24 protein-coding genes are annotated in these 26,268 nt (G+C 54.2%); 21 read left to right on the plus strand and 3 right to left on the minus strand.

The window, feature by feature from the left end; translation table 11 throughout:
* Positions 1-791: 791 nt before the first annotated feature.
* From VK738_18850 to nusB, 7 genes are all read left to right on the plus strand, one after another.
* Entirely contained in the window at positions 792-3,416 is a 2,625-nt protein-coding gene (locus tag VK738_18850) for a diguanylate cyclase (protein HTD24722.1), read from the plus strand.
* Between the two features lie 200 nt (positions 3,417-3,616).
* Complete coding sequence (locus VK738_18855) at positions 3,617-5,713, plus strand: M13 family metallopeptidase (GenBank protein HTD24723.1); 2,097 nt, start codon at positions 3,617-3,619, stop codon at positions 5,711-5,713.
* 254 nt (positions 5,714-5,967) lie between these two features.
* On the plus strand, positions 5,968-6,849 hold the full coding sequence (locus tag VK738_18860) for a 3-hydroxyacyl-CoA dehydrogenase family protein (protein HTD24724.1): 882 nt from the start codon (positions 5,968-5,970) through the stop codon (positions 6,847-6,849).
* A 112-nt stretch (positions 6,850-6,961) separates the two neighbouring features.
* Positions 6,962-7,747: an enoyl-CoA hydratase-related protein gene (locus VK738_18865; GenBank protein ID HTD24725.1), complete on the plus strand. Its 786-nt coding sequence runs from the start codon at positions 6,962-6,964 to the stop codon at positions 7,745-7,747.
* Between the two features lie 232 nt (positions 7,748-7,979).
* Entirely contained in the window at positions 7,980-8,975 is a 996-nt protein-coding gene (locus tag VK738_18870; protein HTD24726.1) for a HEAT repeat domain-containing protein, read from the plus strand.
* A 167-nt stretch (positions 8,976-9,142) separates the two neighbouring features.
* Positions 9,143-9,775, plus strand: a complete 633-nt coding sequence (ribH, locus tag VK738_18875) for a 6,7-dimethyl-8-ribityllumazine synthase (GenBank protein ID HTD24727.1) — start codon at positions 9,143-9,145, stop codon at positions 9,773-9,775.
* 154 nt (positions 9,776-9,929) lie between these two features.
* Positions 9,930-10,343, plus strand: coding sequence for a transcription antitermination factor NusB (nusB, locus tag VK738_18880; protein HTD24728.1), 414 nt, complete (start codon positions 9,930-9,932; stop codon positions 10,341-10,343).
* A gap of 57 nt (positions 10,344-10,400) precedes the next feature.
* On the opposite strand, the gene VK738_18885 is transcribed toward nusB, so the two are convergent.
* A complete protein-coding gene (locus tag VK738_18885; protein ID HTD24729.1) occupies positions 10,401-10,793 on the minus strand; it encodes a hypothetical protein in 393 nt (130 codons plus the stop codon).
* 390 nt (positions 10,794-11,183) lie between these two features.
* On the opposite strand from VK738_18885, the gene VK738_18890 reads away from it, so the two are divergent.
* From VK738_18890 to VK738_18920, 7 genes are all read left to right on the plus strand, one after another.
* Positions 11,184-12,011, plus strand: a complete 828-nt coding sequence (locus tag VK738_18890) for a Stp1/IreP family PP2C-type Ser/Thr phosphatase (GenBank protein ID HTD24730.1) — start codon at positions 11,184-11,186, stop codon at positions 12,009-12,011.
* Positions 11,993-12,811 carry an FHA domain-containing protein gene (locus tag VK738_18895; protein ID HTD24731.1) on the plus strand — a complete coding sequence of 273 codons (819 nt, stop codon included), beginning with the start codon at positions 11,993-11,995 and terminating at the stop codon, positions 12,809-12,811. Before VK738_18890 ends, VK738_18895 begins: the two co-directional genes overlap by 19 nt.
* A gap of 86 nt (positions 12,812-12,897) precedes the next feature.
* Positions 12,898-14,739: a DUF6531 domain-containing protein gene (locus tag VK738_18900; GenBank protein ID HTD24732.1), complete on the plus strand. Its 1,842-nt coding sequence runs from the start codon at positions 12,898-12,900 to the stop codon at positions 14,737-14,739.
* Between the two features lie 75 nt (positions 14,740-14,814).
* Positions 14,815-15,663, plus strand: coding sequence for a 3-hydroxybutyryl-CoA dehydrogenase (locus VK738_18905; protein ID HTD24733.1), 849 nt, complete (start codon positions 14,815-14,817; stop codon positions 15,661-15,663).
* 210 nt (positions 15,664-15,873) lie between these two features.
* On the plus strand, positions 15,874-16,686 hold the full coding sequence (locus VK738_18910) for an MBL fold metallo-hydrolase (GenBank protein HTD24734.1): 813 nt from the start codon (positions 15,874-15,876) through the stop codon (positions 16,684-16,686).
* A 32-nt stretch (positions 16,687-16,718) separates the two neighbouring features.
* On the plus strand, positions 16,719-17,153 hold the full coding sequence (locus tag VK738_18915) for a hypothetical protein (protein HTD24735.1): 435 nt from the start codon (positions 16,719-16,721) through the stop codon (positions 17,151-17,153).
* On the plus strand, positions 17,143-17,625 hold the full coding sequence (locus VK738_18920) for a DinB family protein (GenBank protein ID HTD24736.1): 483 nt from the start codon (positions 17,143-17,145) through the stop codon (positions 17,623-17,625). Before VK738_18915 ends, VK738_18920 begins: the two co-directional genes overlap by 11 nt.
* Positions 17,626-17,703: 78 nt before the next feature.
* Here VK738_18920 and VK738_18925 read toward each other — a convergent pair whose 3' ends face one another.
* Positions 17,704-18,729 (minus strand): dihydroorotate dehydrogenase, encoded by a 1,026-nt coding sequence (locus VK738_18925; protein ID HTD24737.1) that lies wholly within the window; start codon positions 18,727-18,729, stop codon positions 17,704-17,706.
* A 204-nt stretch (positions 18,730-18,933) separates the two neighbouring features.
* Here VK738_18925 and VK738_18930 point away from each other — a divergent pair, with 204 nt between their 5' ends.
* Positions 18,934-19,518, plus strand: a complete 585-nt coding sequence (locus VK738_18930; GenBank protein HTD24738.1) for a hypothetical protein — start codon at positions 18,934-18,936, stop codon at positions 19,516-19,518.
* Positions 19,519-19,784: 266 nt separating this feature from the next.
* Complete coding sequence (locus VK738_18935) at positions 19,785-20,345, plus strand: hypothetical protein (GenBank protein HTD24739.1); 561 nt, start codon at positions 19,785-19,787, stop codon at positions 20,343-20,345.
* A gap of 25 nt (positions 20,346-20,370) precedes the next feature.
* Here the strand turns inward: VK738_18935 and VK738_18940 are convergent, their stop codons facing one another.
* Entirely contained in the window at positions 20,371-21,405 is a 1,035-nt protein-coding gene (locus VK738_18940) for a type II CAAX endopeptidase family protein (protein HTD24740.1), read from the minus strand.
* Between the two features lie 142 nt (positions 21,406-21,547).
* On the opposite strand from VK738_18940, the gene serS reads away from it, so the two are divergent.
* The 5 genes from serS to rapZ all read left to right on the plus strand — a co-directional run bounded on the left by serS (position 21,548) and on the right by rapZ (position 26,150).
* Positions 21,548-22,840: a serine--tRNA ligase gene (gene serS, locus VK738_18945; GenBank protein ID HTD24741.1), complete on the plus strand. Its 1,293-nt coding sequence runs from the start codon at positions 21,548-21,550 to the stop codon at positions 22,838-22,840.
* 146 nt (positions 22,841-22,986) lie between these two features.
* The gene (locus VK738_18950; protein HTD24742.1) at positions 22,987-23,250 is read left to right on the plus strand and encodes a luciferase family protein; all 264 of its coding nucleotides are present in this window, start codon (positions 22,987-22,989) and stop codon (positions 23,248-23,250) included.
* Between the two features lie 104 nt (positions 23,251-23,354).
* Positions 23,355-24,572: an ankyrin repeat domain-containing protein gene (locus VK738_18955; protein HTD24743.1), complete on the plus strand. Its 1,218-nt coding sequence runs from the start codon at positions 23,355-23,357 to the stop codon at positions 24,570-24,572.
* A 40-nt stretch (positions 24,573-24,612) separates the two neighbouring features.
* Positions 24,613-25,179: a hypothetical protein gene (locus VK738_18960; GenBank protein HTD24744.1), complete on the plus strand. Its 567-nt coding sequence runs from the start codon at positions 24,613-24,615 to the stop codon at positions 25,177-25,179.
* A gap of 68 nt (positions 25,180-25,247) precedes the next feature.
* Positions 25,248-26,150: an RNase adapter RapZ gene (rapZ, locus tag VK738_18965; GenBank protein ID HTD24745.1), complete on the plus strand. Its 903-nt coding sequence runs from the start codon at positions 25,248-25,250 to the stop codon at positions 26,148-26,150.
* Positions 26,151-26,268: the final 118 nt, after the last annotated feature.

A 26,268-nucleotide genomic window follows, 5' to 3' on the forward strand; every position in this document is an offset into this window, starting at 1 on the left:
TCATTCTATTAGACAACAAGAGTGGCAAAAAGGGGTCGCGGTCCCGGGGACTGAAATGCAAATATCAACGGTAGGGTTAAAATCTCGGTTCTCAGAAAGCGGGCTGGGAGCGGTCAGGCCCCCACTTGCTAGGAGGTGTTTTTGAGCTCCAAAATCACGTCTCACCCCCGTCATTACTGGCGAAAATCGGTCCGGAGTGGGGGACTTGCTGCTAGTCCAGAAACAGTTCCAAATTGCAAGTTCCAGCCGCCGGTTTTTCACCACCGAGACACAGGGGCACAGAGAAAAGCAAAAGGCTTCGAACTCTCAAAGAGCTAAAGGACTACAAAAAGCCCCGCATTCTTGAATGCGTAACTTCGTTCTAAGGGCTCCGCAGCCCCCTCGGCTCCGCTCGGGGTGCTGCGCCCTCGCCCACGGCTCGCGCTCATCCGGCGCTCGCATTGGGCTCACCCTGAACACACGTCTAGCACAATTATTGCCTGCGGTTTCTGAGGAAAGCAAGGTTTTGATACCAGGGTGATACCATCGTTGAACCAACAAAAAACCCACCACGGATTTCACGGAGTGTTGAAAAAGCTGTTCAATCACCTTCGGGCACGATGTCCGCATGCTCTGGAGTATGCCGGCCATGTTACTTTAGTGCTTGTCCATATTGGCGATGAGTTATGTGAACTAAAGGACAATGTCCAGTAATCGGTTACGATAGTACTCAAATAATAAAAAATCACTGATTGCTGTGAAGTCGCCTTCCGCTCTACAATGCATCTACCCCCTTCATTAATTGGGACCTCATGGCCGACATCTTCAAATACATTGAAAAGGCCGATAAATACCTTCAGCGTGGAAAAGCGGAAGACGCTCTGGAGGAGCTCAAGCTCGCCCTCGACGAGGAGCCTGAGAACATGCTGGTTCGCGAACGCGCGTGCGATATTTGTATCTCTCTGAACCGGCAAAGAGAAGCCACCAGCTACTTGAGCTCACTTCTGGACCGCTACTTTGCCGACAATGATCAAACCCGGGCGGTTGTCACCTACAAGAAGCTGACGCGGATTTCGAGTCCCACGGTCGCCCAGACTTTTCGCTACGCACAGCTCATTGAGAAAACCAATAAGAAGGAAGCACTCGAGCTGCTGCAAAGAGCGGCGGAGGGTTTTGAGGCCGGCCGCAAGAAGCCTGAGGCGTTGCAGGTCTACAAGCACCTGGTGGCGCTGGAGCCGACTCTGGAAAATTTCAAGCGCCAGGGAGAGTTGGCGACAGAGCTAGGCGACGGTAAGACTGCCGCAATAGCGTTTTTCCAGGCAGCGGTGCTGGAGGAAAACGAAAAGCGCGATGGCCATCCCTGGTATGAACGTGCCTATGTCATGGATACTTCCAATCCCGACATTGCACTTGCCTATGGGCGCTCCCTTTTACAGCATGGAGACGCGGCCAACTCGCTGAAAGTGATTGAGGCCTTTGCCAAGCAACCCAACAGCAGCGAACCCATGCGCGAAACCTATGCCCGCGCCTTGCTGCGATTGAAGCGGCCCAAGGAAGCCGAGCCGATTATCATCTCGATCTACGAGAAGGACCCGAAGCAGATCAATGAGATTGCGCTGCTGATTGGGACGCTGCTCGAGATCGAACATGACGGCACGGCGCTTAATATTGCCAAACGTACTCTCGAATTGGAAGAAAAGGCCGGTCGCAACCGTGAATTTGTAAACCAACTCAAAGAGATTATTGATCACCACCGCGCCAATCCGGAATTTCTGGAATACATGGTGATGTTGTTTAACAGCACCAACCGTGAGCAGGATTATTGCGCCACGCTGATCAAGCTCTTCGACCTTTATTACGCAGCGGGAAATTATCTTAAGGCCGCCGATTCCCTCGACGCCGCCGCCGAGGTGGATGCTTATGAGCCGGGCCACCAGAAGCGCCTGGAGATGTTGAAAGGCAAGATTGATGCCAACCGCCATCGCGCCATCGCCAACCGCTTTACGGCGGCGGTCAAGGTGAGTGCGTCTGCCCAGAGGGAGGCCGATGAAGAAGCTTCCCGTACCCCGAGCGAGAATGAACCCACGGTGCTCGAAGACTTCATGCTGCAGGCGGAAATCTTTTTGCAATACAGCATGCGCTCCAAGGCGGTAGAGCGCCTGCAAAGGATCCAGAAGTTATTTCCGCGGGAAGAGGAGCGCAACGAAAAGCTGCGGACTTTATACATGAACGCGGGCATGATGCCGAAATACGACACGCCTTCGCCGGCTCCGCCGCCAAAGGCAGCGACTCCGCCACCCATACCCGCCGAAACCCAGAGAGTGGTTCCACCCACGATTGCGCTGACCAATCCCTCGGGAGCGCCGCCGATGGTTACATCGGCCGCCAATGAAAATTCTGTAGACAACATTGCCCGGGTCACCGAGATCACACGCAATATCTATCGCCAGGCAAATGTGAAGGCTGTCTTGTTTGCCGCTGTGAACGACGTAGGCCGCCACTGGGGAGCCAGTCGCTGCGTGGCAGGGTTGTGCACTCCGGGCAAGCCTCCGTCAGCAGCGCTGGAGTATTGTGCGCCCGGCGTAAAGCAGTCCGATGTAATGGCCATTGTGAAGCTCATCGGGACTTTGCAAGGGCTGGCAGTTGGCCAAGGGCCAATCGCTATCGCGAACGTGAAGAGCGCGCCTGAACTGGCTGCCATCAAACAGTGGGTGGATGCGCTGGGCATCGAATCAGTCCTGGCGGTTCCGCTGCTCGATGGCGAAGAGCATGTCGGCATTCTTATCCTGGAGCAGTGTGGCAGCTCGCGTCCGTGGCGCCAGACCGATGTGCTGGTGCTCAAGACCATCGCCGACCAGATGGTGCTGGCCGTCAACAACGCCAAGCTGCGCAACTTGATGAAGACGCTGGCGGTCACAGATGAAAAGTCGGGGCTGCTCAAGCGGGCTTCTTACCTGGATGTTCTGTTGGCCGAGGTTCGCCGCGGATTGCAGCAGAACTCGCCGGCCTCTGTCATGTTGCTGCACTTTGGCCGGGCCTCGAACCTGATCAAGGAAATCGGCGAGCCTGCAGTGGAATCCATGATGCAGCAGCTTGGACAAATCTGCTGCTCGCACATCCGGCAGAACGATGTGGCAGTGCGTTATGACATGACCAGCATTGCCCTGGTATTGGCTGATACCAACGAAAAAAATGCCTTCTTCGTGGTGGAAAAGCTGCGCAAAGTGCTGAACACGGTGAAAGTCCCGGGCACGGACCGTTCGGTTGCCTGCTCGGTCGGCATTGCCGAAGCCGTGATGCAGGCCCGCTTTGACCCCATTGATATCGTTACCGAAAGCATCAATCGCGTAGAACGCGCCCTCGATCTGGCTAAACACGAGGGCGGTGGCAAAGCCAAGTCGCTTGCCCCGCAGGTGGAAGCGGCGGCAGTGGCCTAAAGCCTGTTCCCGCAGTTCACGTGCGTGGTGTACTACCATATCCCAAGATTTTTCTTTAACGATATGTCTTGCGGGAAGAGCCCTCCATCTTTGTCGAAATAATTGAGAAAACCTTTTTTGTTGAGTATCGTCCAACCAAGGGAACTTTGTGCCTAATTTCTCCGTTCCTTCAATACAATTTCAATGCAGCGAGGTTAGCCATGCGTCTTTCAAAGATTTTCTGCCTATGCATTCTGTTATGTGTTTTTCCGTTGGCGGTTTTTGCCGAAAACCCGGCAGCGGAAACGTCGCCACAATTGCCCAAGCTGGATCGTTTCGATCCGCAAATGGTAGATACGTCGGTAGACCCCTGCACCGATTTTTACCAATACGCCTGCAGCAAGTGGATGAAGGCCAACCCTATCCCGCCCGACCAGGTTTCGTGGGGAACGGCCAGTCCGCTGCAACTGTGGAACGAGAATGTGTTGCGCGAAACGCTGGAGAAGACTTCCAGCAACGATCCTAAGCGCAGCCCGGTGGAGCAGAAGATCGGCGATTACTGGTACGCGTGTATGGATGAGAAGGGCATCGAAGCCACCGGCACAAAAGCCATTCAGCCGGAGCTCGAGCGCATTGCCGCCTTGAAAAGCAAGTCGCAACTGGCGGAAGCGATTGCCCACTTGCACCTGACCATTCCCGGGGCGGAGTTCCCGGACGACAATCAGACTGACGCTGCGGTTCTCGGGTTTTCCGGCCAGACGGATTATGACGATGCTACGCGCTCGGTTGCAACCTTTGACCAGGGCGGCATGGGACTGCCCAGCCGCCAGTTTTACCTGGATAAGGACGCCAAGTCGGAGGAGATCCGCAAGAAATACCTGCAGCACGTCAGCAACATGCTGGTGCTAGGAGGCGAGAAGCCCAAGCAGGCCGCTAAAGATGCGGCCACAGTACTGGAAATTGAGACCGCGATGGCCACGGCCGCCATGGATGCGGTATTGCGCCGTGATCCTAAGAACGTAAATAACAGAATGTCACTGGCGCAAGTGCAGGCGCTGGCCCCTTCTTTTGAGTGGAAGAAATATTTGACCCTGGTGGATGCGCCATCCGCGCCGCAGTACATTGTTACCTCGCCCGACTATTTCCGTGGTCTTGAAAAGCTGCTGCAACAGCGCTCGCTGGATGATTGGAAGGTGTATCTGCGCTGGCAATTGCTCCACGGCTCGGCGCGCTTTCTCAACAAGGCCTTTGTGGATGAGAACTTTGATTTTTACTCCAAGACCCTTTTCGGTGCGCAGCAGCAGCAACCGCGCTGGCGGCGTTGCGTGCGCGCGGCAGACCGCGATTTGGGCGAGGCCCTGGGGCAGGCTTATGTGGACCGCGCCTTTGGAGCAGAGAGCAAAGAGCGCGTGCTGAAGCTGGTCAACGACATCAAAGCGGCCTTGCACCAGGACCTTCTGTCGCAGGAGTGGATGTCGGCGGCCACCAAACAGCAGGCTGTAACCAAGCTGCAGGCGCAGCTCGAGAAAATTGGATATCCCAACCAGTGGCGCGACTACTCCAGCGTGCAAATTGGGCGTAACAGCTACCTGCAAAATGTTCAGCAGGCCTCGGCGTTTGAATTTCGCCGCTGGGTCAACAAAATCGGTCAACCCGTGGACCGCGCCGAGTGGGGCATGACTCCGCCTACCATCAACGCGTATGAAGACCCGCAGACCAACACTATCAACTTCCCGGCCGGCATTTTACAGCCTCCATTCTTTGACAAGGAGCAGGATGATGCGGTGAACTACGGCGCCATCGGCACCATCATCGGACACGAGAGCATCCACGGATTCGACGACCAAGGGCGCAAGTTCGATGCGCAGGGCAATCTTCACGACTGGTGGACAGAACAGGACGCCAAAGAATACGACGCGCGGGGTAAGTGCATCGCCGATGAGTATACCCAGGAAATTCCCGAGGCGGGCGTCAAGCAAAATGGGCTTATGACCCAGGGCGAAGACACGGCCGACAACGGCGGCATCCATCTGGCTTTCATGGCACTGGAATCTGCGCTGGCGCGCGAAGGCAAAGACCTGGACGCCAAGTCGAGCGATGGTTGGACGCCCCGGCAACGTTTCTTTCTTGCCGACGCCAATTCCTGGTGTGCCAATGAACGTCCTGAACTGATGCGGACCCAGGTACTGACCAATCCCCACTCCATCGCCAAATACCGCATCAACAACGTGGTGGCCAACATGCCGGAATTCCAAAAGGCGTTTAGCTGCAAGAAAGGCCAGCCTATGGTGCATGAGAATGCCTGCCGGGTGTGGTAATTGAGCCATTGAATCATTGGGTCATTGGGTCATTGGGTCATTGAAAATTGGTAATCGGGTAATTTGAAGAGGTACGAAGTCTGAAGTTCGAAGTACGATTTACGATTGTCGATTTACGATTTTTGAATCTTACTTCGTACTTCGTAAACCGTACTTCTCAATTGCCTTTGTGTCCTTCGTGTCCTTTTGTGGTTTATCATCCCTATCGTCAGGAAAAGATTTGATTCACCACGGAGACACGGAGGCACGGAGAGATGGAAATAAAAAAAGTTGGTGTGCTGGGCTGCGGTTTGATGGGCTCCGGCATTGCCCAAGTTAGCGCAACGGCCGGGTTGGAGACGATTGTCCTCGAAGCTGAGCAGTCCTTCATTGACAAAGGCTTTGCGCGCATTGAGAAGTCCCTGGCCAAGCTGGCGGAAAAGGGAACAATCAAAGAAACGCCGGCAAGAGTCCGCACTCGCCTGCAGGGGACTACACGCAAAGAAGATTTGGCCGGCTGCGACCTCATCATCGAGGCCATCGTTGAGAACCTGGAAGAGAAGCGTAAGATATTTGCTGCTCTTGACGGCATTGTAAAATCCGACGCCATCTTCGCCTCTAATACCTCATCAATCTCCATTACCGCGCTGATGACCAGCACCAAGCGCCCGCAACGCTTTGTCGGACTGCACTTTTTCAATCCGGTGCCGCTGATGCAGTTGGTGGAAGTTGTCCGGACCATCGCCACGGCGGATGATGTCTACGAGAGCGCTGTGGCCTTTGGGGAAAAAGTCGGCAAGGTGCCGGTGCGGACTTCCGATAAGCCCGGCTTTATCGTTAACCGCCTGCTGGTGCCCTATCTGCTGGATGCTATCCGCGCTTATGAAGAAGGCGTGGGCTCGATCCCCGATATTGATAACGCCATGAAGCTGGGCTGCGGGCATCCTATGGGGCCGTTCACTCTGCTGGATTTCGTAGGCCTCGATACCACCTACTACATCACCCATGTAATGTATGAAGAATTCAAAGAGCGCCGCTTCGCCGCGCCTCCGCTGCTCAAGCGCCTGGTCCTTGCCGGCTGGCATGGACAAAAAACCGGTAAAGGGTTCTATGATTATGCGGACCCGAAGAACCCAGTGCCGGGGAAGTTTCTTTAACCGCAGAGGACGCGGAGAAGCGCAGAGGATTTTCGATTTACGATTTCTGATTGACGATTTTGACTTCGTATTTCCTTCAATGCCTTCGTAGTAGAGAGACGAGCAAGAATCTATGACTGAATTACAAAACCTGAAATTTGAGAAAAAAGATCAGATTGCCTACGTCACCATCAACCGTCCTGACAAGCTCAATGCCCTGAACCAGGCTGTGATGGGTGAGTTGCGCGACGTGTTCACCCAAATCAAAGACGACCCCGAGGTGCGGGTCGCCATCTTGACCGGCGCGGGCGAGAAAGCTTTTGTCGCCGGCGCCGACATTAACGAGCTGAACAAAAACAATTCAGTGGAAGCCAAGGCTTATACCCACAAAGGGCAGGCGGTGCTTGACCTGATTGAAAACCTGGGCAAGCCGGTGATTGCCTGCCTGAACGGCTATACCCTCGGCGGCGGATGCGAACTCGCCTTGGCCTGCAGCTTTCGCCTGGCCAGCGAGAATGCCAAACTAGGCCAGCCCGAGGTCAAACTGGGCATCACTCCCGGATACGGCGGCAGCCAGCGCCTGCCCCGGCTCGTAGGCAAAGGACTGGCGCTGCAGATCCTGCTCACCGGCGAGCAAATTACCGCGCAAGAGGCGCACCGCATCGGACTGGTCAATGAAGTCGTGCCGCTCACCGATCTGGTTCCTCGCGCTGAGGCCATTGCCAAGAAAATCATTGCCAACGCTCCCCTGGCGGTGCAGTACACACTGGAGGCAGTGAACAAAGGCATGGAGATGCCGCTGGCTGAAGGATTATTCCTGGAAGCCACTTTATTCAGTGTGGCTTGTGCTAGCGAAGATAAAAAGGAAGGAACATCGGCGTTTCTGGAAAAGCGGGCAGCGGTCTTTAAAGGGAAATAACTCTTACCACAGAGACACAGAGAATTGGGTCATTGAGTCATCGGGCCATTGGGTCATTGAAAGTTTGAAGTCCGAATTGCGATTTACGATTTTTGATTTACGAATTACGATTTACGCTGTGGTCCGAAAAAACCTGTTTTATTGAGGAAGTATTTTAAAAAATCAGAAAACAGCGATACTTCCAAAATCAGCAATCAAGAATCGTCAATCGTAAATTGAAACAATTTTTGTCATGAAGATTAAAGTCATTATCGCCGTTTTCTTTTTGTTCGTAGGACTGGCTTCGGCTCGCGACCAGATCAGCGACATCGAATTTTACGGATACAAAGGCATTGATATCGAAGCCTTACGCAAAGCGCTGCCTGTGCACGAAGGGGACAAGTATTCTGCAGAGACCGACCAGCAGATTCGGAGAGCGGTTAAACGAGCCACGGGCCACGAACCTACCTACGTTGGTGCCGTGTGCTGCGATGAGCAGGGCGATAATGTGCTCTTCATCGGGCTGGCGGGTGGGTCGAGCAAGAGTTTTGTCTATAACCCCGAACCGAAAGGCATGCTTCAGCTTTCCACAAAAATCATGGCTCTTGACCGCCAGTTGCAGGCGGCTGTGGAGGCGGCTGTGCGCAAGGGAGGTGACGGCGCCCAGGAGGACGACTCCAACGGTTACGCTCTCTTCAAAGACCCAGCCGCGCACACGATGCAACTCGCAATGCGCGACTATGCCCTGCAGCACCAGGACGAACTCTTGCGAGTATTAAAGTCGTCTTCCGATTCGGAGCAGCGCGCCATCGCTGCCAATGCTCTCGGCTATGCGCAGCAATCGCCAGAACAAATTGCTGCTCTGGTGTGGGCCATTCGCGATTCCGATGAAACTGTCCGGAATAATGCGGCCCGGGCGCTGGCGGTTTTGGCTTCCTCCAGCGCAGAGGTAGTAAAGCAGATTCCGGTCGAGCCCCTCATCGCTATGATTCATTCAGGGGTTTGGACCGACCGCAACAAAGCGACCATGTTGCTGAGCGCCATGACCGACGCAAGAGACCCCAAGCTGCTCGAGCAGTTAAAAACACAAGCCTTGGATGCGCTCATCGAGATGGCGACGTGGCGTTACGCCAGCCATGCATTCTTTGCAAAGATCATACTGGCGCGGATCGCCGGTGTTCCGGAAGAGCGCTTGATACAAGCGGCAACAGGGCCGGTGCAGGCGATCCTGGAACAATTGAGCCATTGAGTGATCGGATCATTGGGTCATTTGAAGAATTAGCAGTCCGGTAATTGCGTAATTGGAAAGCTAATCAGCCGATTAATCAATCGCACAATTAAATCAATCTCCCAATAGCACAATGACCCGATGAATCAATGACCCAATGATTCAATCTCCTGTGATAAAACAGTTCTTTGCCAACAAAGATTAAAATCGAGCACCCAGCGCCACCTTCCCTGAAAATAATCGAGGGCGGGTTGGACGCCAGCGGCCATTCGTTTGGCATTGTTGTCAGCCGGTTCAATGCGTTTATCACGGAGCGGCTTCTCGCCTCGGCCCTAGACGCCCTCCGGCGTACGGGCGCGAAGGATCGGGACATTCACATCGTCCGCGTACCTGGGGCCTTTGAGATTCCTTCGGCAGCACGAGCATTGGCGCAGACCGGCAAGGTGGATGCCATCATTTGTCTCGGCTGCCTGCTGCGGGGCGAGACCTCCAACTACGAGCACATTTGCGAAGAGGTCACGCGCGGCGTGGGCCAATCAGCACAAGAGACCGGCGTGCCGCACTCCTGGGGTGTGTTGACCTGCGACAACCTGGAACAGGCCATTGACCGCGCAGGACTCAAGAGTGGCAACAAAGGATTTGAAGCTGCTCTGGCTGCTGTGGAGATGGCGTCAGTGAAGAAAGCACTCAGCACTCCGCAGTCAGCACTCAGCCGGAAGAGAGCAGTCAGCAGTCAGCACTCAGCACTCAGTCCATCAAAGAGTATTGCTGGTAAAGGCAAAGGGCGTAAGCCGAGGACAAATAAGACACGCAAGAAGTAAGAAGTACGCAGTATCAAGTACGATTAGAATCGTGCTTCGTAATCGTCGATTGAACTTCTCAAGACACACCACACAATTTTCTGAAATATTGAAATATTAAGCTTAAGCTAATACCGGTTACTGGCAAACTGGCAACCGAGAACTGAGAACTGCTTTGGGTACCCGCCGCAAATCCCGTGAACTGACGCTGCAAATGCTCTTCCAGTCGGAGATGGGCAAGCAGGCGCCGGATGAGGTCCGCCGCACCTTCTGGTCACAGCGCGCCGATGTGGAAGAGGAAACACGTGGTTTTGCCGATGACCTGTTTCGCACCGCCACCGAGCGTACCGCCGAGATTGACGCCTTGATTCAGAAGCACGCCGAGCACTGGCGGCTGGACCGCATGGCGGCTGTGGATCGTAACATCCTGCGTGCAGCGGTGGCCGAGCTGATGGGCTATCCTGAAACCCCCAAGCCGGTGGTGATCAACGAGGCGCTGGAGATTGCCCGTAAGTTTTCCAGTCCGGAGTCGGTGCACTTCATCAATGGCGTGCTGGATAGCGCCGCCAAGGAAATCGGCAGCACGTAAGAGCGTCTTGCAGGAGTGATCGTATGATCCTCGCAGCCGACTCCATGATTTTTGTCGTTACGCCGCAGTTTCCCTGCGCAGGCCAATGTCGTAGTAGAGGATCATCGGAATCCACAGCCAGTTGGTCAGAAAGATAAGCAACAGGAGACGCCCGGGGACGTCGCCGGAAACGTATCCTATCGTAACCGCAAGGGCAGTTACGGTTTTTTCAATCCAGTTGTATTTGATCAATGCCGATTTTTTAACTACGTCACGGCTGGTTTCCCAGAACATACACCCGAACATGAAAACCATTCCCGACCAGAACCGAACAAGAAAGGGATAGTTGGGAACAGGTCCACCAAAGAGCAGGGCCATGCCTTTCGGATCAACCATCCCACGGACCGAAAGCATCCAGTTCATGATTGCATTAATACGAAAGAGCCATTGGGTCTGTTGCTGCAATGTCATATTCCACCAACCATTGTTCGATATATATGTTATATATATAACACAAAAGTATATGTGTATCTGGATATTGTCTCTATTGAGTTGACCCGGGCTGCGGTCTGTCACCCGGCTTTCACCAACTGTTGCCTGCGCTCACCAAAGTGAATGGCTGCAACTAGTTAACGCTAAAGTTCTTGCTATTCTCCCCACGGGAAAAGTACAATTCGCTCCATCTCCCCAGACCTTTGCCCAGGGAAGCAGTGTAAACATGTGAAAAGGTGGCCGTCAGCATTAAAGGTTTGGAACATCTGTCTTGATTTCCCGGATAAGCCGGGGGCATCAGGAAGGCCAATTCCACGTCCGCAAAATGCTTGCGCAGCCCTTGTAGTTCGCACAGAATACTGAGAACACATGAGTTTGACGATTGAGGTGGCCGGCAAAAGCGATGTGGGCTGTGTCCGCAAGAACAATGAGGACAATTTCGGCTACGATACTCGGTATGGCATCTTCGTTGTATGTGATGGTATGGGTGGACAGGCTGCCGGTGAAGTTGCAAGTAAAATGAGCGTGGACGTGATGCTGGACTTCTTCCGCCAGAACAATGGCAGTTTGCCGCCGGATGCGCACAAGTTCGAAGGGGTAAGCGAGCGGGCCAACGCCCTGGGCAATGCCATCGCTAAAGCCAACGCTACGGTGTATCAGGCCTCACGCAAGGGGCGTAGCGAGCATGCAGGCATGGGGTCCACCATCGCCAGCGTGCTGCTGCGCGATAAATTTTTGTCGGTCGGGCATGTGGGCGACAGCCGTGTGTATCTGATCCGCGAGGACCAGATCCAGCAGTTGACCAATGACCACTCGCTGGTCATGGAGCAGGTGCGGCGCGGTCTCATGACACAACAGGAGGCTGAAAAATCGGAGATCCAGAATATTATCCTGCGGGCGCTGGGCTCGGAAGAGAAAGTCGAACCCGATTTGCAGGATGTCATCTGCCAGCCGAATGACGTTCTGCTTTTGGCCAGTGATGGGCTTACCAAACTGGTCAACGACAAGAGCATTCTGGCAATCGTGCAGCACGAGTCCTCGCTGCAGCGTGCTTGTGAGCAACTGGTGGAAACCGCCAAAAAACAGGGCGGCGATGACAACATTACGTGCCTGCTCGTCCGGCTGGTTGAGCTGCCGTGGTACAGGAGAATTTTTTCACGCAAGAAGGGGAGTCAACAATGGCAAAACTCTATCTGAAGTTCGAAACCAACGTGCTCAAAGAAGTTGCGGTGGGGCAAAAGGGAATCGTGACCATCGGCCGTTTGCCCGACAACATGCTTCAGATTGATAACCTCGCTGTCTCCGGCCATCACTGCAAGGTGTACTGGGACTCCGACCACTACGTTATCGAAGACAACAGTAGCCTGAATGGCACCTACGTCAACAATCAGCGGGTCAACAAACAGTCACTGAAGGACAACGATTCCATCCTGATTGGCAAGCACATTGTGATCTTCCGCGACGAGTGGCACGAAGAGGCCCCCGCCGGCAAGGCGAAGGCAGCTATGCCCGCGTTACCCAAGATGGAAGCCACCGTGGTTCTGGATACAAAAAAAGCAAAAGAAATGCTTGCGCAGGCCCGTGCACAACAAGCCGCCACTCCGCCGGAGACCCCTGCTCCTGCTCCCACTGAAGGCGCGGAAGCCGCTCCGCCGCCCAAGCCGGCACCAGTAGCGGCAGCACCTTCGACTCCCACCGGGACATTGACCGTGCTGGAAGGCAAGACCGATGAGCCGCGTTACCTGCTGAACAGCAAACTGACGGTAATTGGTGGTTCAAAAATGGCCACGATCAAGCTCAAAGGCTCGCTGTTTAAATCGCCGCCTGACGTGGCTGCCATGATCAGCAAGGGCGAGACGTCATACTTCATTGCGTCTCAGGACAAGAAGACCCCGGTCAAGATCAACGGAACCGAGGTCGCCCATCGCCAGGAGTTGAATGAGGGTGACGTGATCGAAGTCGCGGGTGTCAAGATGAGTTTCGCCATGCAGGGCTAATAGGCGGTTAAATTCAGACAAGGACGCATGTACATGCGTCCTTTTTTGTTTGCCGGAAGCGCGGAATGCTCATATCGTAGTCAGTCATGCAATGTCCTACTTGCGGCACTGAGGTTCAAATCCAGCAGGGTTTTTGCCCACGCTGCGTCACCTTCATTGGGATGCCGGGAGAAGTGCCACCACAGGGCAAGAAGCCAAGACTCTGGCCCCTGCTTTTCGGCCTGCTGCTGTTCGTACTCCTGGCTACCGTCATTCCGGCGTGGCTTCTTTGGAAATACGGTCTCTTTCGCCAGCGGCCGCAAGTATTGAGTGGACCGGTGGGGTTGAAGCAATCCCATGTGCCGGCGGAACTCAGCGAGCTTCACGGCGAGGGAGAGATTTATTTCGTGCCGCTGGGGAAGCAGGTGGTCGCACCTGAATCTTTGATACAGCACTACAAGAGCAAATTCAATCTCACAATTCATTTGCTCGCTCCCTTAGGTCTGGAGAGAAGAACATTTAACCCAGACCGCAAGCAGTACGATGCAGATGAAATGGTCGAACAGATCAAGCGTGCTTACCCGGATTTGGCCAAGGACCCCAAGGCCGTGATCATCGGCCTGACAGACCAAGACATCTATATTTCCGATTTTAATTGGAAGTTTACGTACAGCTATCGCACATTTGGACCCCTTGAAGAAGCGCGCTTTGGGCTAGTTTCGACTCGCCGCATGGATGACGTTTTTTGGGGCGATCCTCCGCACCCGGAACGGATAGAGCTTCGTGACCGGCAGATGATTACCAAGTACATTGCTGTCTTGTATTTCAGGCTGCCCTTGAGCAGCGATCCGGAAAGCCTGCTTTATCAACCGTTCACCCCCGATGGAAGGCCTGACGATCTTTGGGAATCGGATGTGCATCCTGAAGACTCGGTTTTTGGTTTGCACACGACTGACTTCTGCCTGGGCTTTAGCTATTCTCCTCGTGAAGGGAAGATGATGGACTACGGCCCCGAAGGCGAGTGCAATCTTCTCACCCAGGCTAGGACCGATGTAGAGATGTTGCGAATCTATCCCAAGAATGGGGACATCACTTTTTACAAAACGGATTTCGAGATTCCCGGCCAGCCGCCTATTATCTTTCAACGCATTTCTCTTCAGGGATACAAAGTGAGTGGCGCGTTCGGATTGGGGGGAAGCCACATCTATGACAGATACTTGAGCACGAACAATACCGCGGTCATGCATGATGTCGAACTCGTGTACCCCGATGGTGATCGCCGGCATTTCGTGCGCACGAGCCCCGGTCGTGGATCGATGCTGGGCATGACCTTCAGGGGCGAAGATGGCGAATATGAAGATTCGAAACTGACCAAGGAAAGCGAAGAAAAGCTCACTATCAAGCTTATAGATGGACGATCATATTCTTACCTTGCGTGTGCCGGTAAATCTCAGTGTCATAACTACGAGAGTGGGTATAAAGATGCAGAAGGAAACGAATTGAAGTACACACGTGGCGCCGGTCAATTTCTTACGGCCATCGCGAGCAAAAATGGTTCCTTGACCTTGAAGTATGACCCGAAGTTGCGGATCACTGAAATTCAAGATCAAAATAAACACCATGTGCTCTACCAATACGACGATGCCGGATATTTGTCCAAAGTTACCTCTGACGATGGAACAGTAACTACCTATGAGCACGGTGAGGGTGGACACACTCTTAACATTTCGGTCGCCAGCATACACCATTCCAAAACCATGATCTTTACTGCAGAATTCGATGGGGAAGACAGAATTGTAAAAGCAACCATACCCGACGAGGGTATTTATACCTTTCAATATGAGACCTCAGGCAAGCAGATGATATCAGTTCTCATGACATCGCCCGATCGGAAAAAAGTTCGCATCTCATATAACGAAGACTCTTGCGTAGCACGCTCGGAGAAGTGAGTTCTCTCCAGTCCTTTTGAGCGCGGAATTGGGCGCTGTTACAATTCTCAGTTTTCAACACAGGAAGGTTCTTTCGTGGACATCAAAACCGTAGGCATTCTAGGTGCAGGCACAATGGGCAACGGCATTGCTCATGTCTTCGCCAAAGCCGGCTTCAACGTAGTTTTGTGCGATGTGCAACAGCAATTCCTCGACCGCGCCCTCGAAACCATTGCCAAAAACCTGGAGCGCGAGGTAGCGAAAAATAAGATCAGCGCCCAAGAGAGCGCCGCCGCACTGCAACGGATCCAAGCCGTCACCGAACGCTCCATGCTGAAAAGATGTGATCTCGTTGTGGAAGCGGCAACGGAAAAATTTGAAGTCAAAGCAGGCTTGTTCCGCGAGATGGATTCTCTCTGCCGGCCAGAGGTGATTCTTGCCTCCAATACCTCTTCCATCTCAATAACAAAACTCGGGGCACAAACCCAGCGTCCCGACAGGGTGATTGGGATGCACTTCTTCAATCCCGTGCCGGTGATGAAGCTAGTGGAGGTGATTCGCGGGCTGGCCACATCCAACGAAACCTTCACCGCGATCAAGGCGCTGACCGAAAAGCTGGAAAAGACCCCAATCGAGGTCAATGACGCGCCGGGATTCGTCTCCAATCGCGTGCTTATGCCGCTGATCAATGAGGCCATCTACACAGTCATGGAAGGCGTGGCCACTCCCGAGGCCGTAGATGAAGTTTTCAAGTTGGGCATGAATCATCCTATGGGTCCGCTTACGCTGGCGGATTTTATCGGTCTCGATGTTTGCCTGGACATCATGCGCGTGCTGCACAACGGGATGGGCGATCCTAAATATCGTCCCTGCCCGCTCCTGATCAAAATGGTGGATGCAGGCTGGCTGGGGCGAAAAAGCGGACGAGGATTCTATCAGTACTGACAAATCTTCCAGCAGCCGGTTGCCAGTAGCCGATGAACAAAGTAAGAAGCAGGAAGTACGAAGTGAGAAGTAACACTTAGGAAATCGTACTTCGAAATTCGTCAATCGAACTTTGCAACCAACCCCACACTCTTGGGGAAACAGCCTAACTCTTACTGTTAACTAATCTGTTACTATCGCGAAAGCGCAATTCCCGCTATTCTGCGTGCAATGGTGCGCATTACCGTACTGGCCAGCGGCAGCAAAGGAAACTGTGCCGTGGTGGCCTCTTCTACCACACGTATTCTTGTGGATGCCGGTCTTTCCTGTCGTGAAATCCTGAATCGCATGCGGCAAACGGGAGAAGATCCTGAAGCGCTGAGCGCAATCGTCATTACCCATGAACATGCTGATCACATCGGTGGCCTCAAGGTACTGGCTCGCAAGCTGAAAGTGCCGGTTTATATGACCGGGCCCACCCACAAGGCGTGGTTTCGCTTGATCAAGAATGAAGCTAAACGTGCCGATCGGGAGGCACGAGACCTAGAGCGGTTGGAGTTTTTCGAGGCCGGGCACAATTTCCAGATCGGCAATGTGACGATCATGCCCTTTACTATTCCGCACGACGCGGTCGATCCTGTTGGTTTTACCTTCAAGGTGGATGGAGTGAAGGTAGGAATCGTAACCGACTTGGGATATATAACTCCGAACGTTAAAGAACACATTCGGGCATGTGACATCCTGATGATCGAGTCGAATCACGATGTGGAGATGTTAAAGATAGGTCCCTATCCATGGTCTGTGAAGCAGCGCATCCTCGATCGTACCGGGCATCTTTCGAACGATGCCCTCGCAGAATTTTTCCGCAAAGATTATGATGGAGGTGCTGCGTTCCTCATCCTGGCGCATCTCTCGGAGCAGAACAATCTTCCTGAGATTGCGCGCATGGTGGCGGAGCGGGCGCTGGGCCGGCATGCCAGTCTCTTTCAGCATCGCCTGCTGCTGGCCTTACAATCGCAGCCCCTGGAATCATTGACCCTGTAATCAGGGCAATGGTCTTCAGCCAATGAACTGCAATGCGAAACCACAAATGTATTGACCGTGTAGTAGGGCGCATCCTGGCAGGATGGCGCTACGATATCAGTGGGATTGCTCCCGAGATGCGCGGCGACTACGAGGAGCACCTGGCGCAATGCCAGCATTGCCGCTCCAAGCGCGTGCTGCATCGCGTGATTGATTTCGGACTGATCACGATCGCCACAATTTCTGCCGCAATTTTTCTGCTTGCCTTCAGCCTGGTGCGCCATTATTCGCCCAGCCATGTGGTGATTCTCGAGTTGATCGCTCTGGCAGGATTTTTATTTTCCAGCCTGATGTGGATCATTGTCGCGGTCGCGACGCCGGTCCCGGTCATGCTGATTGGCGCTGCCAAAGAAGGCGCCCGCCGTATGCATGAGCGCCTGCCGCAGGAAATCCGCGAACGCTTGCCGCTAAAGCCCGATGCCGAATAACGCAAAAGCTCGTACTGCCGTCGCCCGCATCCAGGAGTTGCACAAAGAAGCTTTTGCGGGCAACGCGTGGCATGGGCCATGCCTGCTGGAACTGGTGCGCGATATTCATGTCGATCATGCTGCGGCCAAGCCCATTGCTCATGCGCACAGTATCTGGGAGATCGTGCTGCACATCACCGCCTGGCAGGATGCAGTCCTGAAGAGGCTCAACGGAGAAGCGGTGAACCTAAACGGCGACCAGGACTGGCCACCGGTGAGCGATAACAGCGAAGCGGCATGGGAAAAGGCCGTTCAGCAATTGAAAGACGGGCACAAAAAGCTGGCGAAAAGAATCTCCACCCTCATTGATGCCGATCTGCTGAAAAAGGTCCCAGGCCGCAAACACACCGTGTATAAGACCCTGCATGGGGTTATCCAGCACAATCTGTATCACGCCGGGCAGATTGCTGTTCTGAAAAAATCTGAGAGATAGTTTCGAGTTTTGGATTCAGAAAAAAAAATCTAAACCGCAGAGGACGCGGAATAACGCAGAGGTTTTAAAAACTCGAAACTATGTCTCCAGCGCCCCGACCAGGTCGGTAATTCTCTCTACACGGTGCTCGATGCACCAGGCGCGCACACCCTCCACGATTTTTTCCGTGGCGCAGGGATCCCAGTAATTTGCGGTGCCTACCTGGACAGCGGCGGCGCCGGCCAACATAAACTCGATGACATCTTCGGCGGTGGCGATGCCGCCCAGACCGATTACAGGGATATCTACCGAATGCGCAGCCTCGTACACCATGCGCAGCGCGATAGGCTTGATAGCGGGGCCGCTGAGTCCGGCGGTGATATTGGAGATGCGTGGCTTGCGCGTCTCGGCATCAATGGCCATGGCGACAAAAGTATTGACCAGAGAAATGGCGTCAGCGCCGGCGTTTTGTGCGGCGTGCGCCATGCGCGGAATGCTGGTTACATTGGGTGAGAGCTTCACGATGACCGGCCGTGGGTGGGCTGCGCTCTTGGCAGAGACCACGACTTCTTCCAGGAGCACCGGGTCGCTGCCAAAGGTAATTCCGCCATGCGAGGTATTCGGGCAGGAGACATTCAGCTCATAAGCCGCGATGCCCTCACCTTCGTTGAGGATGCGGATGACGGCTTCATAATCCTGACGGGTATAGCCGAAGACGTTGCAGATCACTACGACATCATTCTTCTTGCGAAGCAAGGGAAGTTTTTCTTCTACGAAGGCGCGGGCGCCGATGTTTTGCAGCCCAATCGAGTTGAGCATACCGGCGGCGGTCTCGAAGATGCGTGGCGGCGGGTTGCCGGGCATGGCTTCGCGTGACAATCCCTTGCTGACAAAGCCGCCCAGCTTTTCCAGGCTAACGATATCTTCAAACTCGATGCCATAGCCAAAGGTCCCGCTGGCCGCGATCACCGGATTCTTGAGTTCGATGCCCGAAAATTTAATGCTCAAATCGGGGAATGGACCCGAATTGGACTTCGCTTTGGCTTTGGCAGCAGTCTTATCGGCGGCCTCGGTGGCCGTAGCAGGGCTTTGGGGTTGTGTCTTCGTGGTTAAGTTGGCACTCATGCCTGTTGCGAATCTCTCCGATTAATTTTTATCAGATGAAACACACGTACCGTAAGTATAAGCGTTGCTCCACAAATTTTCCTTGCATTGTTACCTGTAGGGAATAGAAAATTACGCAACTACTTTTCACAAAACAAGCCGGGAAAACCCCTAAGGGGCTTTCCTGCCCCTGTGTTCTTCCGGCAGCAATAGGAGAGCTGAACTGTGAGAAAAACTCTGGCCACACTCGTCTTGTTTGCGCTGACACTCTTGCCATGGATAGCGCAGGCCCAACAGTCACAAACCCAACCAGCAGCACCGCAAAAGGGAACCACGGCAAAGCGGGGATCGGGGACCGGGAAGAAGATGACACAAGCGGCGAAGGCGCCTTTCGGGGAAATGGCCGAGGAGGCCGGCTGCAAGATCCTGAACAAGGGCAAGCGGGGGCAGATTTGCTTTTACGATGTCACCCCTTTTCGTCCTGAAATCCAAGCCGCGCTTGCTCCCGATAAGCCTATTTACATTTCCGAACGCAAGCATGAGACCCTCATGTGGCACAAGGGAGGCGGCATGGGCTTTCATGTTACTGGCATCGAACTGAAGGCGGGCCAAAACGCCCACTGCCCCAAGCAGGCGTTTGACAATGATTTCAAGGATGACGACACGGAGGAGTGGCATGATGTAATTTCGTCGGGCATGCCGAATCATTTAGCCGCGCTTTATCAGTGCGAGTACAAAACCCATTTCAAGTGGAAAGACGGCAAACGAGGCGACCCCCACATCATCATTGGCGACCCGGGCGGCCCCTAGAGCCAAAAAACTCAGTTCAAGACTGGAGCCGGATTGTGATTGGAAGGCGTGTTTGTGCCTGCCGGCTCCGGATACTTTGGTTCCGGAAATAACCAAGCGACAACGAAGGTGGGAGCGCAAGGACCGCGCCTTGTCCCACAGTTTTTCTTGCGTTGTTACCTGTGTGAATAGAAAATTACGCAATTACTTTTCACAAAACAAGCCGGGAAACCTTAAGGGGCTTTCTGCCTCTGTGTTTCTTCCGGCAGGAACAGGAGAGTTGATCTTTGAGAAAAACTCTTGCCACACTCGTCTTCTATACGCTGGCGCTTGGAGGATGGATCCTGGCGCAGGCACAACAGGCACAACCAGCACCGCAAATACCAGCCAGTACGAAACCGAAACCTGCGGTCGGGAAGAAGGTACAGCGCGTTACGGGGACCATGTTAGAAACCGCTGGCTGCGCGATTCTAAACAAGGGCAAGCATGGGCAGATTTGCTATTACGATGTGACCCGGCTTCGTCCTGAAAAAGCTGCAGCCATGGGCCCCGATGTTCCTATTTTCATCTCAGTCCGCAACCATGACACCATCTTTTGGCATAGTGGCGGAGGCGCACAGTTTCACGTGATTGGCATCGAACTGAAACCTGGCCAGAACCCGCATTGCCCGAAGCAGGCATTTGAAAATGCTTTCAAAGATGACGACAAAGAGCCATGGCATGACGTAGTTTCATCGGGCATGCCCATTCCCCTGGCCGGTCATTATGGGTGCATCTATAAAACCAAGATTAAGTGGAAAGACGGCACACAGGGCGATCCGCACATTATCATTGGCGACGACAATTAAAAGAGCAGTTTTCTGTTGTTGATTCTCAGTCTTGGTTCAGGACCGGATTCGGGTTGCTATGGGAAGACGCGGCTGCACCTTCCGGCTCCGGATACTTTGCTTCCGGATATAACCAGGCGACAACGAGGGCTGCTAGCGCGAGGACCACAAAGGCCAGCAAGCTGCCCTCGGGGCCGACTGAGCCCCCGGTCAGCCATTTTGGACCTTCCAGGCGGGAGTTGAATAGATGTCCCACGGCAGGCTGCCCACTATCAGGTACGCCATACAAAAAAGTCTGGGCATAGTCCCAGGCAGCATGAAAGCCGACGGCGAACCATAGGTCTCCAGTGCGACGCAGGGTCAGGCAGAAAAACAGACCGACAGCGACTACGGCAGCCAACCCGACCGGCGACTCGCCGGGATTGGTTCCATGCAGAGCACCGAAGAACACTGAGGTCAAAATGGCTGCGGGCCAGAAGCGCATCCCACGGGTGAGAATGAACTGCAGGTATCCGCGAAACGAATATTCTTCCCAGATGCCCACCATAAGGAATGCAACCGCCCACAGCACGGTGTAGTAGAGCAATGCACGGCCCGAGAGCGCGACGGGGCCAAAATAAAAGCCCTGAAGTCCCCGAATGGCCAGCAAGAGTACCGTCAAGGACACAAAACCCACCACCACTCCTACCCAAAAGGTGCTCCTGAAGGCGCGCCTTGCCGGCAGGCCGTAGGAATCAATGGAACGGTGTTCCATCCGGCAGATGGCAATCATCGTAAGAAACAGGGCCAGAAGACTGAGTGCTTCGCTGGTAAGTACGAATTCAGGAGAGAAGGAACGATGTTCCTTAAAAAAAGAAGGCGCAATTATTCGAAAGAAAACTGAAACAAAGAGAAGGGTTGCAAAGGATAGCGCCAGGAATATCAGCACTCGCCAGCCGGCGCGCAGCCCGTGAGGTCCCAGGAAGATTCCACCATGGCGCTGAGGAGCAGAGGGTACTGGCGGGCCGAAGGGAGGCTCTCCAGGTGGCGGCGAAAGAGAAGGGTTCGAGGTCTCGTCCAAAGCTGCACCTCTGCGTGGCAAAGTATTTTCAAGCCGGGAACGGCAGAACAGAAAAATTCTACAAACGCGTCAATTGTCTCATACGGCGTACCGCCTCTCTTGTGCTGTGATCAGGCGGTGTACGGTGGTGAAAAATCGGTCTTTCCGGTAGATTAAATCTCTTATGCTCGATTTGGGATTCGTACGTGACAACCTGTCTCTGATTGAAGAGAAACTGCGCCAGCGGGGAATGGACCCGGCTGAAGTATTAAAGGACTTTCTCGCGTTGGACGCCGAGCGCCGCCGCCTGATCACCGTGGCGGAGACGCTGAAAGCCAAGCGCAACCGCGCTTCCGAGGAGATTGCGCGGCTGAAGAAAGAAAAGCAGGATGCCGGCGCGGGCGTCCTTATGGCAGAGACCAAAGAGCTGCGCACCCAGGGCGAAGAGGCTGAAAAACAAGCCGCACAAAAAGAGGAAGAGCTGCGCGATATTATGGCGCGCATCCCGAATGTTCCTCACGCCAGTGTACCGGTGGGCAAGAGTGCGGAAGAGAATGTTGAGGTGCGCCGCTGGGGCACGCCTCCGAAATTCGATTTCACTCCCAAGCCGCACTGGGAGCTGGGCGAGCAGTTAGGTGTGCTCGACATGGAGCGCGCCGCCAAGCTTTCGGGCGCACGCTTTGCCGTCTACTGGGACCTGGGGGCTAAGCTCGAACGTGCCATTGCCAACTTCATGCTCGACCTTCATACCCGCGAGCACGGATATACGGAAGTCCTGCCTCCCTACATGGTCAACTCTGCTTCCATGTACGGAACCGGGCAGTTGCCCAAATTCGCTTCAGATTCGTTCAAGTGTGAGAATGTGGACCTTTGGCTGGTACCAACCGCCGAAGTTCCCGTGACCAATCTTTACCGCGACGAGGTGATCGAGGCCGCCCGCTTTCCGCTCAGCATCACGGCTTACACTCCATGCTTCCGCAGCGAGGCGGGGTCGTATGGCAAGGATGTGCGTGGCATTATCCGCCAGCATCAGTTTCAGAAGGTTGAGCTGGTGAAATTTGCGCGGCCGGAGACCTCCTACGACGAACTGGAAAAGCTGACCAACAACGCAGAAACCGTATTGCAAAAGCTGGGATTGCACTATCGCGTCATGGCTCTGTGTACAGGAGACATCGGGTTTTCTGCGGCCAAGACCTATGATCTTGAAGTCTGGCTGCCGGGGCAGCAGCTCTTCCGTGAAATTTCTTCCTGTTCGAACTTTGAGGCCTTCCAGGCGCGGCGGGCGAATATCCGCTGGCGTCCGGAGGGCGGCAAGAAATCAGAGTTTGTGCATACCCTGAATGGCAGCGGATTGGCCGTCGGGCGCACATGGCTGGCCATCCTTGAGAATTACCAGCAGGCCGATGGCAGCGTGCTCGTTCCTCCAGCGCTGCAGCCATATATGGGCGTGGAGCGCATTACCGCCAGAAAATTGTAGCCCAGCGAAACCTTCCGGAACTTGCGATGAAAAAGAGTTCTCGTCCCAAATTCGCGCGCCCCTCCGAAGAGATGCAGCAATGGTCCGCCTTACTGGGCGCAGAGCTTGAGTCTTAGCCGGCGATCACTTCGCGGCGCATGTTCGGAATGACTGCCTTCTACAGCAAAGGCGTGATCTTCGCCGCGCTGCCGCGGACGAGATCGTTTAACACCCCGCGCTCGGTGGCATTCAAGCTGTACAACAAGACTCCGAAGCTTCGAAAACTTCTGGAACGAGACCAACGGCTGCCGCACCCCCTCAGAGAAGACGCGCACTGGATTACCTTTGAGTTGAACGACGAAAAGGATCTCAAGGGTGCTTTGCAGTGGCTCAGTCGGGCGTACCAGGGAGCCAAGACCCCATATCCCTGAAGCGGAAGAACTATGCACTGGCAGGTAAAATTTTTAATATTCCTGGAATCTTTCCGCCTTACAATAGCCACATACTTCCCTTAAAAAGTTTCCCGAAAGCGGGAATGCCAATGCTGGACGTGTGCAAGTCGAAAAGTAGCCGGACGCGCATGTGCGTGCTGCTCGGGTTGACGCTGGCGCTTGCTGGTCCCTCTGCGCGGTCTTCTACGGCGCAGGCCTCCCCGGCTGCGTCCTGCAATGTGCCTCTGGTCTCGGCCACCCAAAAGACAAAACCAACTGCCAAAGCCGTAAATGATCCTTCTACAGCTCTGCTCGAAGCGGCGGAGAGTGACGACCTGAAAGAGGCACAAAGGCTGCTGCACAAAGGAGCTGATGTGAATGCTCGCGATGCGCACTGCGGCACTCCGCTGATGATGGCGGCTGGCAACTCCGATCCCGCCATGGTGCAGGCGTTTCTCAAAGCCGGGGCCGACGTCAATGCCCAGGACGTTGCCGGCTGGTCCGCATTGCTCACCGCAGCCGACACCGGCAACTCTGATGTGGTGCAACTGCTTCTGGCCAACAAAGCGGCAGTCAACTTAACCGACGCCAACGGCTGGTCTCCGCTGATGGCGGCAGTATTGGGTGGGAACCTGGAAGCAGTGCAGTCGTTGCTGCATGGGGGAGCCGATTTCACTTTGGCCGACAAAAACGGCGACACCGCCCTTATGTTTGCCGCTGCCGAAGGCAATCTGGATATTGCCGCCACGCTGGTGGAAGTGATTCATTCACGAAATCGAGCAGGGGCTGGGCAATCCAATACTTCGCAGGAGCAAGCGTTGCTCAATGTTCAGGACAACGCTGGATGGACAGCCCTGCACCATGCTGCTTCGCGCGGACATTCGCAGGCAGTGTTGCTGCTGTTGACTGCCGGCGCACAGGTGGATGTACCGAATCATTTTGGCTGGACGCCCCTTATGATCGCTGTGGAAAATGGCGATGTCATGACCGTGGGCGCACTGCTCAGTCAATCCGCCAACGTGAACTATACTGCCCCGGATGGAGAAACCTCGCTTTATCTGGCGGCCGCCCACGGCAACGCCACGGTTGCCAGCCTGCTCCTTAACCGTGGCGCAAACCCCAATGCTCCTCACAGAGACGGGCGCACGCCTTTGATGGCGGCCGTGGAGCAAGGGAATTCAGAGATAGTGCAGGCCTTAATTGCCCACGGCGCCGACGTCAATGCCGTGACTGGCTCTGGGGCCAACGTTCTGGCGGTAGCGGCCAGGCGTCCGGCAAACAACGAGATCGTTGGGTTGTTGAAACAGGCCGGCGCGAAATAGGAGTTTTGATTCCTAAACAAAAACGAAAGGGAGAGAAACAATGCCAAACAAGATGTCAAAAGGTTTTTATATCGGTGGATATATCACAGGTTTTGTCTTATCTACGATCCTGTTCATCATTGCATATGTTGCCGTTCTCTTTTCTGTTTCCCAGCATCCCAACGATCCGCCCCTCATGGCGCTTGGGCTGATGGGGATTGCCATGCTTCCTCTCCTTCTTTGCGTCGTGGTCTACTGCATGTTTATCTACCGCATGTGGGCGGCAATTCAGGATGGCCAGGCGCGTATGACACCCGGCAAGGCTGTCGGGTTTATGTTCATCCCGTTCTTTAATCTTTATTGGATTTTCCCTGTATTTCAGGGGTTCGCACAGGATTACAACAAATACATTGCGCGGCGTCAGCTCAACCTGCCGCGCCTGGATGAGCAGCTTTTCCTGTTCTATCCCATCTCAATCTTGTGCACGATTATTCCTTTTCTGGGCGGTCTGATCGCACTCGTAAGTGTTGTGTTACTGATACTCATCATCGTAAAAACATGTGATGCCGTCAATGCTCTGGCCACGGCGCGGCAAGCGCCCATGACCATGCCGAACGCGGCGGGGTGACTTCCAAGCCCTCAGTAAATTTTTGTAAATTTTCAGACAGCGCGGGTTCTTTTGGTACCATCAGAGTAATGCCGTCGCGCAAAGCTCATCCGGTGACACGGCGGAACTCCTCTCGTACGCCCGAGACCGAACTGGTAATCATTACCGGCATGAGCGGTTCGGGCAAAGCCTCTGTCCTGAAGGCATTTGAAGACCTGGGCTATTACTGCGTGGATAACCTGCCCATCGAACTCATTCCCCGCTTTGCCGAAATCGCGCAAGACCACTCCCAGATTGAGCATACCGCCCTGGTGGTGGATATCCGCGAGGGCAGCGGCCTTGACCGGTTTCCAGCAATACTGAAATCGATCAAGCGCTCCATGACGACGACGGTCTTGTTTCTGGAAGCGTCTGACGAGGTCCTGGTACGCCGCTTCAGCGAGACCCGCCGGCCGCATCCGCTGAGCGATCTGCCGGTGAAGACTGCCATTGCGGACGAGCGCAGGCGCTTGCAGCCCATTCGCAAGCTGGCCGACATGGTGGTGGATACCTCCAGGCTTAACGTGCACGAGTTGCGGGCTCACGTGATTGACCGCTTTCGTCCGGAAGCCAACGACAGGAATATTTACATCTCGTGTGTGAGCTTTGGCTACAAGCAGGGTGTGCCGCAGGATTCCGACCTGGTTTTTGATGTGCGTTTTTTACCCAACCCGCATTTCGTTCCCGAACTGCGGCCCTTCACCGGACGTCACCCTAAAGTCGCCAAATACATCCGTTCTTTTCCGCAGACCCAGGAATTTATTGGCCGTATCCGGGACCTTCTGGTGTATTTGTTGCCGCACTATATCCGGGAAGGGAAGAGCTATCTCACCATCAGCTTCGGCTGCACCGGCGGACAGCACCGCTCAGTCATGATTGCCGAGGAGATCAAAAAGCTACTGGTGACGGCGGGCTACAAGGTCAAAGTTACCCACCGAGACAGCCCAAAGTGATTGAAGAAGTTTGAAGTACGAAGTAAGAATTACGATTATAAGGTTTGGTAATACTTTCGCTCCTAACCTTCTAACTTCTGACTTCGTACTTCTTAAATCACTCAATCCCCAGTAGAAT

The organism is Terriglobales bacterium (assembly GCA_035487355.1).
Lineage (GTDB): Bacteria > Acidobacteriota > Terriglobia > Terriglobales > Acidobacteriaceae > QIAW01.